General features: G+C 40.7%; 6 protein-coding genes. All 6 read left to right on the top strand.

The window, feature by feature from the left end:
• The first annotated feature begins 79 nt into the window (after positions 1–79).
• The 6 genes from ACHBGV_RS05360 to ACHBGV_RS05335 all read left to right on the top strand — a co-directional run bounded on the left by ACHBGV_RS05360 (position 80) and on the right by ACHBGV_RS05335 (position 13,247).
• Positions 80–4,975: an SspB-related isopeptide-forming adhesin gene (locus ACHBGV_RS05360; RefSeq protein WP_394735818.1), complete on the top strand. Its 4,896-nt coding sequence runs from the start codon at positions 80–82 to the stop codon at positions 4,973–4,975.
• Entirely contained in the window at positions 4,976–5,167 is a 192-nt protein-coding gene (locus tag ACHBGV_RS05355) for a calcium-binding protein (protein ID WP_001068448.1), read from the top strand.
• Positions 5,151–5,702: a hypothetical protein gene (locus tag ACHBGV_RS05350; protein WP_012775523.1), complete on the top strand. Its 552-nt coding sequence runs from the start codon at positions 5,151–5,153 to the stop codon at positions 5,700–5,702. The genes ACHBGV_RS05355 and ACHBGV_RS05350 overlap by 17 nt, the downstream gene beginning before the upstream one ends.
• Positions 5,703–5,751: 49 nt before the next feature.
• Entirely contained in the window at positions 5,752–12,576 is a 6,825-nt protein-coding gene (locus ACHBGV_RS05345) for an SNF2-related protein (RefSeq protein WP_394735817.1), read from the top strand.
• A gap of 70 nt (positions 12,577–12,646) precedes the next feature.
• On the top strand, positions 12,647–12,946 hold the full coding sequence (locus tag ACHBGV_RS05340; RefSeq protein ID WP_201342894.1) for a DUF5962 family protein: 300 nt from the start codon (positions 12,647–12,649) through the stop codon (positions 12,944–12,946).
• Positions 12,947–12,959: 13 nt separating this feature from the next.
• Entirely contained in the window at positions 12,960–13,247 is a 288-nt protein-coding gene (locus ACHBGV_RS05335; protein WP_394735816.1) for a DUF5966 family protein, read from the top strand.
• The last annotated feature ends 164 nt before the right edge of the window (positions 13,248–13,411 follow it).

Raw genomic sequence — 13,411 nt, 5'->3', positions numbered from 1 at the left:
GTCGTGCTCGCTTAACGCCCTCGTATCTAATAAAGAGTGACAGTTTGTTGCTACATAAAAAAGAAAAGAAGGACTATTTATGACCAAAACATGTAATCATCACTTTCTTGTCAATCAGGAAAAAGGCGAGAAACACGTCTTTCGCAAGAGTAAAAAATATCGTACTTTATGTTCGGTTGCCCTTGGAACCATGGTGACAGCTGTTGTTGCTTGGGGAGGAACGGTTGCACATGCTGATGAAGTCACATCATCAGTTGACACCACCATTCAACGAACGGAGAATCCAGCCACAAATTTACCAGAAGCACAACCAAACCATGTTTCTGAACAAGCTGAAAGTTTAGGGTCAACTGGACAATCTAACGGAGCGATTGCTGTCACCGTACCACATGATACGGTAACACAAGCAGTTGAAGAAGCAAAGGCTAAAGGTGTTTCTACGGTTGAAGATAGTCCAATGGACTTGGGAAATACAACTTCTGCGACAGAAACCAACCAACAAATTTCAAAAGCAGAAGAAGATGCCCAAAACCAAGTTGAGGCTATCAATGAAGTTACTGAAACCTACAAAGCTGACAAAGCGACATACGAATCGAATAAAGCCCGCATCGAACAGGAAAATAAGGAGCTGTCACAGGCCTACGAGGGGGCCAACCAAACTGGTAAAGAGACAAATGCTTGGGTTGATACCAAAGTCAAAGACCTAAAAACTCGGTATGCAGATGCTGATGTGACAGTAATTGAACAAGTAGTTTCATCAGGAAATGGGACATCTGTACTTGACTATACAAACTATGGCAAGGCTGTTGAAACCATTCAATCAACTAACGAACAAGCTGTAGCGGATTATCTAACAAAGAAAACAAAGGCAGATGATATTGTTGCGAAAAATCAGGCCATTCAAAAAGAAAATGAAGCTGGACTTGCTAAGGCAAAGGCAGATAATGAAGCCATTGAAAAGCGGAATCAGGCAGGTCAAGCAGCTGTAGATGCTGAAAACCGTGCAGGTCAAGCCGCAGTAGATCAAGCTAATCAGGAGAAACAACAATTAGTTTCAGATCGTGCAGCTGAGATTGAAGCCATTACTAAACGAAATCAAGAAAAAGAAGCCACAGCCAGAAAAGAGAATGAAGCGATTGATGCCTATAATGCCAAAGAATTGGAACGCTATCAACGTGATTTTGCCGAGATTTCAAAAGGTGAAGAAGGTTATATTTCTGAAGCCCTTGCTCAAGCCCTCAATCTCAATAACGGTGAGCCACAAGCACAACATGGAGCCAATACCCGAAATCCTGATCAGATTATTTCAACTGGCGATGCTTTGCTGGGTGGCTACTCAAGAATTTTGGATTCAACAGGATTCTTTGTCTATGACAGCTTCAAAACAGGTGAGACTCTTAGTTTTAGCTATCAAAATCTTCAAAATGCACGATTTGATGGTAAAAAGATTAGTCGAGTGACTTACGATATTACCAACCTTGTATCACCAGCTGGAACCGATGCCGTGAAGCTGGTTGTACCAAACGATCCCACAGAGGGCTTTATTGCCTATCGAAATGACGGAAACGGTGACTGGCGAACAGACAAGATGGAGTTTCGTGTAGTTGCTAAGTATTTCTTGGAAGACGGTTCACAAGTTACCTTCTCCAAAGAAAAGCCAGGAGTCTTCACACACTCTTCCCTCAATCATAATGACATTGGTCTAGAATATGTCAAAGATTCATCTGGGAAATTTGTGCCGATTAATGGTTCTACCGTTCAAGTGACTAATGAAGGTCTGGCCCGTTCGTTGGGTTCAAACCGTGCAAGTGATTTGAATTTACCTGAGGAATGGGATACCACATCAAGTCGTTATGCTTATAAAGGAGCTATTGTCTCAACAGTTACATCAGGTAATACCTACACAGTAACCTTTGGCCAAGGCGATATGCCACAGAATGTTGGCTTGTCATACTGGTTCGCCTTAAATACCCTACCAGTGGCACGTACTGTAATACCGTATAGTCCCAAACCTCATGTAACGGTGGAACTTGAACCCATTCCAGAACCTATTACGGTAACACCAGATATCTTTACTCCAAAAACCTTTACACCTGAAAAGCCTGTGACCTTCACGCCAAAGCCTTTGGAAGAAGTAGTGCAGCCTAGTCTAACTTTGACCAAGGTAACCTTACCTGTTAAACCAATTCCAAAAGAACTTCCAACGCCACCACAAGTACCAACTGTCCATTATCATGCGTACCGTTTGACGACAACTCCAGAGATTATGAAAGAAGTGGTCAATAGTGACCAAGTTAATCTTCATGAGAAAACTGTCGCTAAAGATTCAACGGTGATTTATCCCTTAACAGTTGATGCCTTATCGCCCAATCGTGCCCAAACGACTAGTCTCATTTTTGAGGACTACTTGCCTGCTGGTTACCTCTTTGATAAGGAAACAACACAAAAAGAGAATGGAAACTATGTCCTTAGCTTTGATGAGACTAAGAATTTTGTGACCTTGACCGCAAAGGAAAACTTGTTGCAGGAGGTAAATAAAGATTTAACCAAGGTTTATCAACTGACTGCTCCAAAACTCTATGGTTCTGTTCAAAATGATGGGGCAACCTATTCCAATAGTTACAAACTCCTTTTGAACAAGGGCACAACCAATGCTTACACAGTCACTTCAAATGTTGTAACGGTTCGTACACCAGGTGATGGGGAGACAACCACACTCATTACACCAGATAAAAACAATGAAAATGCGGATGGTGTCCTCATTAATGACACGGTCGTAGCCCTTGGCACAACCAACCACTACCGATTGATTTGGGATTTGGACCAGTATAAGGGAGATCGTTCTGCTAAAGAGACAATTGCACGAGGCTTCTTCTTTGTGGACGATTACCCAGAGGAAGTGCTTGATATGGTGGAAAATGGCACGGGTGTTACAACCCTTGATGGTCAGAAGGTATCAGGAATAACGGTTAAAAACTATGCTTCCCTAAATGAAGCACCTAAAGACCTTCAAGATAAATTAGCTCGTGCTAAGATTACACCGACAGGTGCCTTTCAAGTCTTTTTGCCGGATGACAACCAAGCCTTTTATGACCAGTATGTTCAAACTGGAATATCTTTAGCTTTACTGACCAAAATGACAGTTAAAGATAGTCTCTATGGTCAGACAAAGACCTATGCAAACAAGGCTTATCAAGTTGATTTCGGCAATGGCTATGAAACCAAGGAAGTGACCAACACCCTTGTTTCTCCAGAACCCAAGAAACAAAACCTCAATAAAGACAAAGTAGACATCAATGGGAAGCCCATGCTAGTGGGAACTCAAAATCACTATACTCTCTCATGGGATTTGGACCAATACCGAGGGATTAAAGCAGACAACTCTCAGATTGCACAAGGTTTTTACTTTGTGGATGATTATCCAGAAGAAGCTTTATTGCCGGATGAAGCAGCTATTCAGTTTATCACATCTGATGGCAAAACAGTTTCAGGAATCACGGTGAAGGCTTATTCTCAATTATCAGAAGCTCCTAAAATGCTACAAGCAGCCCTTTCGAAACAAAAAATTCAGCCTAAAGGAGCTTTTCAAGTTTTCATGCCTGAGGACCCACAAGCCTTTTTTGAATCTTATGTGACCAAGGGGGAGAATATTACCATTGTCACTCCGATGACGGTTTTGGAAACCATGCTTAATTCAGGGAAGTCTTATGAAAACGTGGCTTATCAGGTGGACTTTGGGCAAGCCTATGAAACCAACACGGTGACCAATTTTGTCCCTAAAGTAACTCCACATAAGTCTAATACCAACCAAGAAGGTATTTCAATTGATGGAAAGACTGTTCTTCCGAATACGGTCAATTATTACAAAATTGTCTTGGATTACAGTCAATACAAGGACATGGTCGTGACGGATGATGTTCTTGCCAAGGGATTTTACATGGTAGACGATTACCCAGAAGAAGCCCTTACCCTAAATCCTGATGGCATTCAAGTTTTGGATAAGGATGGCAATCGTGTATCTGCTATCTCCGTCAGCACCTACGCTAGTTTGTCAGAAGCTCCGAAAGTCGTCCAAGATGCCATGGCTAAACGTCAGTTTACACCTAAAGGAGCCATTCAAGTTCTTAGTAGCGATGATCCAAAAGCCTATTATGATACTTATGTGAAGACTGGTCAAACCTTAATTGTCACGCTTCCGATGACAGTTAAAAATGAGTTGACCAAAACAGGTGGTCAGTATGAAAATACAGCCTATCAGATTGATTTTGGCTTGGCCTATGTCACGGAAACAGTGGTTAATAATGTTCCAAAATTAGACCCACAAAAAGATGTGGTGATCGACTTGTCTCATAAATATGAGAGCCTTGACGGGAAAGAAGTGGCCTTGCATCAAACCTTTAACTATCGCTTGGTTGGAGCATTGATTCCAAGCAATCGTGCGACTGATTTATTTGAATATGGTTTTGAAGATAACTATGATGAAAAGCATGATGAGTATAATGGTGTTTATCGCAGCTATCTGATGACGGATGTCATCCTCAAAGACGGTTCTGTCTTAAAAGAAGGAACGGAGGTTACGAAATATACCTTGCAACAGGTGGATACAGAAAATGGCCTAGTGTCAATTTCATTTGATAAATCCTTCTTAGAGACTATCTCTGATGATTCAGCCTTTCAGGCAGATGTTTACCTGCAGATGAAACGGATTGCGACTGGTCAGGTGGAGAATACCTACCTTCATACAGTGAATGGCTATGTCATCAGCTCAAATACAGTTGTAACACATACACCTCAACCTGAAGAACCAAGTCCAAATCAACCCTCACCACCTCAACCACCAATTGAGACTATAGAACCACCTGTTCCAGCTAGCGTTTTGCCAAATACAGGGGAACAGGAAACCCTTTTGGGCTTGATTGGAGCCGGTATTCTACTTGGTACAGCTTATGGACTAAAGAAAAAGGAGGAGAAGTAGATGAATCCAAAAACTATTTATGAAAAGGATTCAGACCAAGATGGTTTGACAGATGCTCAGGAACTAGCTTTGGGAACCAATCCGCAGTCTGTTGACACAGATGGTGATGGTCAAGCTGATTTAGAAGAGCTACAATCTGGACATTCACCACTAGTCCCACAAAAGGAGTTGTGTGATGGCTTGGAACTTTGACACCATGAAAGAGGCTTTGTCTGAAATGGAGAAGGTCGATTACCAAGAGTTTATCAAAGCTTTTCTCTCTTTGGAATTAAGTATTTCTAATAGAACAATCCTCAATCAGGTTTATCAAGATTATATGGATGAAGATGACCTATCCTTGATTAGTGATGAGCTACGAGATAAAGTGGATAGTTATCAGGATGAACTACAGGCAGATATGACTGACATTCTGGAAAAGCTGTACCGAACAGGTGAAGGATCTAGTTTTATTATGGATTTAATGTCTTCAAATAGTCTTTCAGACACCTTGGAACAGTATGAGGTTTTGGATAGTGACGATTATTCACCACTTAGCCTTGAAACCTTACAGGCCATAATTCAACAGGAATTGGCTATTTCCAGTCAGGATTACTTTGGAGATTTGGTTCACCTTGCCTTGCAAAAAGATTTACTAGACCAGAAAAGTAATTTCTTACAACACTATGTGGCAACTGTAATGGAAGGTATTCCACAAGAAAGAGACCAACGAGCCTTGGTCCTAGATTAACGCAAAGGGCTGAGAAACACTCTCAGCCTTTTTGAAATGGGAGGGAATAATGAATCAAGAAGTCTTACTACAAATGATGAGAGCCACCATTCCTCGTGATAGAGCCCTGCTTGAGGCATTTTTATATTACCAAGCACAGCATTTTGATGAGGAGTGGGATAGTCTTATTCGTCAGTTTATGACAAATAGGCAGGGAATAAAAAGATCTGTTCAGGTACTTCACTTTGAGACAGATGTTTCAGCTTTTGTCCAGGCTAGTCCTTATGATACTGCTCATGATCTATTGACCTATACACAAGTATTTGGCCAAACTGGTCTCCAAAAACTTGACAAATTATCGCCGTCTGAAAAAGACTTGGTGATTGATGTGGCCTTGTTCAATCTGGCCACTCGTTTTCAACTATTAGACTCAAATGGACACTACCAAACTATTTCACCAGATTCTCTATTACAAAAGAGTAGGGGAGCTAATTTGGTCAATGTTTATCGTGTGGCTAATAATTTAGCGGATCGGATTAGCCGAGATATTGAACAGTTTCTCTTGACTTACGAGCCTGAGCTTGAAACAGGAGTTGATGAAACAGTTCTAGAAAATGAAGAAACTGTTGATGAGCACAAAACAAGTGTTCATCAAGCAATATCATTTAGAGAAGATGGCTCTCTCATCATTGCTAGTTTAGATGTAGATTTGTCTCAACTAGATGTTCAAACAGGAAAAACCAGTCATCTGCCAGCTTATGAAGAGTTATCTTTACGACGTAAATTTGAGATTCTAACATATTTTGACCAAATTCGAAATGAACGTTCCAAAGTCCCAAGTTTTAAACGAGGTGATTTTGACACTGAAATGGAAATGACACCAATCTTTGAGGGCGAGGAGTTACTTACCTATCTAGAAGCTGATGGTAGTCCCTATGAGTTGAAAAGAACTTTGACTAGAGTCGAAGAAAAGGAATTAGAAAAAATTGGACAAGCCATTAGGATAGAAAATCAAGAAAAATTGACTCAAGTGGGGATTGAGCTATCTCAGTTTGACCCAGACCAAGTCGGTATTTTATTGGATGCGGCTGGTCGTTTTCGTTTAAAAAATGCGGACCTTGCTTTATTAGGTGGTTATCCCAAAGCCTCGGTAACTCAACTAGCCCTTGCGACAGAACTACTCCAAATGGGACTAAGCCATGAAAAGGTTGAATTTTTCTTTGGTAGCCAGCTTTCCATTGAAGAGCTGCGACAAGTTGCCTACGCCTTTTTACACGAAGAAATCAGCAGAGAAGATGCGGAACAATTTGAAAAAGATAAACGCAATCAGCCAGATTTAACCCTCAGAGATTGGAAGAGCAAGCTAGAGAAAGTTGAGGGAAAAGAAGTAGCTGATGAAGAATTCGCGGAAAATCCACTAGTCCAGAGAGTATTGGACACTTATCCTCTGGGGTCATTGGTTTCCTATAAGGGACAGGACTTTGAGGTCGTGTCGGTCAGCGATGCTCGATTGAATGGTTTGATTCGGATTGAGTTAGTCAATGATTTTTCGGATATCATTGAACAAAATCCAGTTCTTTATGTGAGGACCTGGGAAGAAGTCAGTCAGGCACTTCATCAGCCAAAGGCAGAAAAACAAACAGAGTTAGAAGAAGCGGACCAAGAACTAAATCTTTTTTCATTTCTGGAAGAGGAGCCATTTCAGAGCATTGGACTATTGGAACCAGATAGTTCAGAAAAAGGTCATAATGATACTGATCTTGAAGAAACAGATCGTCAAATTCCTGAAGAGGTAGTAGTCGAAACAATTCCAGAGATTCCAGTAACGGACTTTTATTTTCCAGAAGATATGACGGACTTTTATCCAAAGACTGCTAGAGATAAGGTTGAGACAAACATTGCGGCCATTCGTTTGGTTAAAACACTTGAAACGGGACACCGTCAGGCAAGTAAAAATGAACAAGAACTCCTTGCCAAGTATGTAGGCTGGGGTGGACTAGCCAATGAATTTTTTGATGACTATAATCCAAAATTTTCTAAGGAACGAGAAGAACTGAAAAGCCTAGTCACAGATAAAGAGTATTCGGATATGAAACAGTCCTCTCTGACAGCCTATTATACAGACCCAGCCTTGATCCGTCAGATGTGGGATAAGTTGGAAAGAGATGGTTTTACAGGTGGTAAAATTCTAGATCCTTCCATGGGAACAGGGAATTTCTTTGCGGCTATGCCCAAACACTTAAGAGAAAAGAGTGAGTTATATGGTGTGGAATTAGATACTATTACAGGAGCTATTGCCAAACACCTTCATCCAAATAGTCACATTGAAATTAAGGGCTTTGAGACGGTGGCTTTTAACGACAATAGTTTTGATTTGGTGATTTCAAATGTTCCCTTTGCCAATATACGAATTGCGGATAACAGGTACGATAGGCCTTACATGATTCATGATTACTTTGTCAAAAAGTCACTTGATTTGGTTCATGATGGTGGACAAGTAGCGATTATCTCTTCCACAGGAACTATGGATAAGCGAACAGAAAATATTTTACAAGATATTCGTGAGACAACTGAATTTCTTGGTGGGGTTCGACTGCCTGATTCTGCCTTTAAGGCCATTGCAGGAACGAGTGTCACAACGGATATGTTATTCTTCCAGAAACACTTAGACAAGGGATATGTGGCAGACGATTTAGCCTTTTCAGGTTCCATTCGTTATGACAAGGATAGTCGCATTTGGCTCAATCCTTACTTTGATGGAGAATACAATAGCCAGGTGCTAGGAACCTACGAGGTCAGAAATTTTAACGGAGGAACACTTTCTGTTAAGGGGACTAGTGATGACTTGATTGCAAGTGTTGAAGCAGCTCTACATCAAGTAAAAGCCCCAAGAGAGATTGATAGAAATGAGGTCATCATTAACCCAGATGTGTTGACCAAACAAGTCATTGATACCTCCATTCCAGCTGAAATGAGGGAGAATCTAGGCCAGTACAGTTTTGGTTATCAGGGTTCTACAGTTTACTATCGAGATAACAAAGGCATTCGAGTCGGAACCAAGACGGAAGAAATCAGTTACTATGTCGATGAAGAGGGCAACTTCAAAGCATGGGACACCAAACATTCTCAAAAGCAGATTGATCGCTTTAATGCCTTAGAAGTGACTGATAACACTGCTCTGGATGTCTATGTGACCGATGATGCAGCAAAACGTGGTCAGTTTAAGGGATATTATAAAAAGACAGTTTTCTATGAAGCTCCATTGTCTGATAAAGAAGTGGCACGAATCAAAGGAATGGTCAATATTCGCAATGCCTACCAAGAAGTTATTGCCATTCAACGCTATTATGACTACGATAAGGAGACCTTTAACCACTTGTTAGGCAAACTCAATCGTACCTATGATAGCTTTGTCAAACACTATGGGTATTTGAACAGTGCAGTGAACCGCAATCTTTTTGATAGTGATGATAAGTATTCGCTTCTTGCTAGTTTGGAAGATGAACGTCTGGATCCAAGTGGAAAGTCTGTTATCTATACTAAATCCCTTGCTTTTGAGAAGGCTTTAGTGCGTCCTGAAAAAGAGGTTAAAAAGGTACATACAGCCCTTGATGCCTTAAATTCTAGCTTGGCTGACGGCAGAGGGGTTGATTTTACTTATATGATGTCCATTTATCAGGTCGATTCTAAGATGTCCTTGATTGAGGAGCTAGGAGACCTCATTATGCCTGATCCTGAGAAGTATCTGAATGGGGAATTGACCTATGTTTCTCGCCAAGACTTTTTGTCAGGGGATGTCGTTACCAAGTTAGAAGTGGTGGACCTATTTGTCAAACAAGACAATCAGGACTTTAACTGGCCGCATTATGCGGGACTTCTAGAATCAGTCAAACCAGCACGCATTACTTTGGCAGACATTGATTATCGAATCGGTTCACGCTGGATTCCTTTGTCTGTTTACGGAAAATTTGCCCAAGAAACCTTTATGGGGAAAGCCTATGAACTGTCAGACCAAGAAGTAGCGACAGTCCTTGAGGTCAGTCCCATTGACGGGGTTATCACTTACCAATCTAAGTTTGCCTACACCTATTCCAACGCAACAGATAGGAGTTTAGGTGTCCCTGCTTCACGCTATGATAGTGGTCGAAAAATCTTTGAAAATCTCCTGAATTCCAATCAACCAACCATCACAAAACAAGTTGTCGAAGGGGATAAGAAAAAGAATGTGACGGATGTGGAGAAAACAACAGTCCTGCGTGCTAAGGAGACACACCTACAAGAACTCTTTCAAGACTATGTGGCAAGGTATCCAGAAGTTCAACAAATGATTGAAGATACCTATAATAGGCTCTACAATCGTACAGTATCAAAGACCTATGATGGTAGCCATTTAACCATTGATGGACTTGCTCAGAATATATCCTTACGTCCTCACCAAAAGAATGCCATTCAACGAATTGTCGAGGAAAAACGTGCCCTACTAGCCCACGAGGTAGGGTCTGGAAAAACTTTGACCATGCTTGGAGCTGGTTTCAAGTTGAAAGAATTAGGGATGGTGCATAAACCTCTTTATGTGGTTCCGTCTAGTTTGACTGCACAGTTTGGTCAAGAAATCATGAAATTTTTCCCAACCAAAAAAGTCTATGTGACCACTAAGAAAGACTTTGCCAAAGCCAAACGCAAGCAGTTTGTGTCTCGGATTATTACAGGGGACTATGATGCCATTGTCATTGGGGATTCCCAGTTTGAGAAAATACCGATGAGTCGTGAAAAACAGGTCACCTATATCAATGACAAACTCGAGCAACTCAGAGAAATTAAACTAGGAAGTGATTCTGATTATACGGTGAAAGAAGCGGAGCGTTCGATTAAGGGATTGGAACACCAGTTGGAAGAACTCCAAAAACTAGAGCGAGATACCTTTATCGAATTTGAAAACCTTGGCATTGATTTTCTTTTTGTGGATGAGGCTCATCACTTCAAGAATATCCGTCCAATCACTGGACTTGGGAATGTCGCTGGCATTACCAATACTACTTCAAAAAAGAACGTAGACATGGAGATGAAGGTGAGACAGGTTCAGGCAGAGCATGGAGATAGAAATGTCGTTTTTGCGACAGGAACACCAGTTTCTAACTCTATTAGTGAACTTTTCACCATGATGAATTACATTCAACCTGATGTTTTAGAGCGATACCAGGTATCAAATTTTGATTCGTGGGTTGGGGCTTTTGGGAATATCGAAAACTCCATGGAACTAGCCCCGACAGGTGATAAGTACCAACCTAAGAAACGGTTTAAGAAATTTGTCAACCTTCCTGAACTCATGCGAATCTACAAGGAAACTGCCGATATTCAGACCTCAGACATGCTTGATTTACCAGTACCAGAGGCTAAGATTATTGCGGTGGAAAGCGAGTTAACGCAAGCTCAGAAATACTATTTGGAAGAGCTGGTAAAGCGTTCAGACGCTATCAAGTCAGGTAGTGTTGATCCAAGTAGAGATAACATGCTTAAAATCACAGGAGAAGCCAGAAAACTAGCTATTGATATGCGGTTGATTGATCCTGTTTATACCTTATCAGATAATCAGAAAATCCTTCAAGTGGTTGATAATGTCGAGCGAATCTACCTTGAAGGAGCAGGAGAAAAGGCTACTCAGATGATTTTCTCTGATATTGGTACCCCTAAAAGTAAGGAAGAAGGTTTTGATGTTTATAATGAACTGAAAGGTTTGCTGGTTGATCGAGGGATTCCCAAAGAACAGATTGCTTTTGTGCATGATGCCAATACCGATGAGAAGAAAAATTCCCTATCACGAAAGGTCAATAGTGGAGAAGTACGGATTCTCATGGCTTCTACGGAAAAAGGGGGAACAGGATTAAACGTACAATCACGTATGAAAGCAGTCCACCACTTAGATGTTCCCTGGCGTCCCTCAGACATTGTCCAGCGAAATGGTAGATTGATTCGTCAGGGAAACATGCACCAAGAGGTAGATATTTATCACTATATTACTAAAGGGAGCTTCGACAATTACCTCTGGCAGACACAGGAGAATAAGCTCAAATACATTACGCAGATAATGACCTCAAAAGATCCTGTGAGATCAGCTGAAGACATTGATGAACAAACCATGACTGCTTCTGACTTTAAGGCTTTAGCCACTGGTAATCCCTACCTTAAGCTCAAAATGGAGTTGGAAAATGAACTGACAGTTTTAGAAAATCAAAAACGCGCCTTTAATCGCTCCAAAGACGAGTATCGCCATACGATTTCCTATAGCGAGAAGCACCTCCCTATTATGGAAAAACGGTTGAGTCAATATGATAAGGATATTGCCCAATCTTTGGCAACAAAGTCGCAAGATTTTGTCATGCGATTTGACAATCAGAAAATGGATAATCGTACAGAAGCAGGGGACTACCTGCGAAAACTCATTACCTATAACCGCTCAGAGACCAAGGAAGTCAGAACACTTGCCAGCTTTAGAGGATTTGACTTAAAAATGACTACACGAGGTCCTAGTGAGCCCTTGCCAGAGACTGTCTCTTTAATGATTGTAGGAGATAATCAGTATACTGTCGCCCTTGATTTGAAATCAGACGTGGGAACCATTCAACGGATTAGTAATGCCATTGACCATATCATGGATGACCAAGAAAAGACAGAAGGGCTGGTAAAGGATTTAAAAGATAAGCTACGAGTAGCCAAAGTAGAAGTTGAAAAAGTCTTTCCCAAGGAAGAAGATTATCAACTTGTAAAGGCTAAGTATGATGTTTTGGCTCCCTTGGTTGAAAAAGAAGCAGAGATTGAAGAGATAGATGCAGCTTTGGCCAAGTTTAGTGAAGATACAACAGCCCAAAAGAAGCAACAACTAGCACTCGAGATATAAGAAAAAAGGCTGACAAATATTTTTGAACGCGGTAAAATGAAGTCAAGAAATCACAAAAGGAGAACAGACCATGACCAAAACAGTAGAAGAAATGCGTTATCAACTTGAAGAATGGTTGTCACAAGGCTTTACGAGTTCAGAAGATAGGGCAAACTACCAAACTTTAAAGGAACAGTATGAAGATGAGACCTTTGATTACAGTTTTTCAAGGCGTGAAATTACTGGACAGCTGGAAATCATCATCACAAGTCGTGAGAATGATTTTCCAAACTTAGATGAGGTGACAAAGACGGAATACCTTGATTTGGTTGCCCAACTTGATGATTTAGACAAGAGACAGGCTGACTACTATCGCAAGCAATTAGCCTAGAAAGAGGTGTAAGATGTTGGAGCAAATTCTACAAAGCCTTTTGATTATCGCAGCAATAGGACTGATGTTGCTTGTCCTTTATCAGATTGTGAAAGTTTCAGGTGCTTTATTTCTTATCGGACTCATCAGTGGATTAGTCTTTATAGAAATCTATGGCATTTACCTCTTTTTTACTGAGAGATATCTCTATTTAGAAGATTTAGCAACTAATGGAGTTTGGAGTTTTACTACTTTCTATGTTTGTTTCAATGTACTAGCTATATTTGGATTTGTGACAAAAACGGTTAGAAGAATTGATTAACTAAAGAGGGATACCTGATTTTGAGGTCTCCCTTCTTAATACCTTTTGTTGTATATTAATTTTCCTTTTGAACCCCTTTTTACTATCTTTAAATTGTCAAATTAAGTTAGACTTTTTATATAACTCAGAAAAACTTGGTAAGGTGTTTGATAATTCAAAGACTT

This window comes from Streptococcus sp. A34, from assembly GCF_043674115.1.
Lineage (GTDB): Bacteria > Bacillota > Bacilli > Lactobacillales > Streptococcaceae > Streptococcus > Streptococcus suis_V.
Note: the sequence above shows the minus strand (reverse complement) of the source record. Positions and strands in the feature narration are given on the sequence as shown.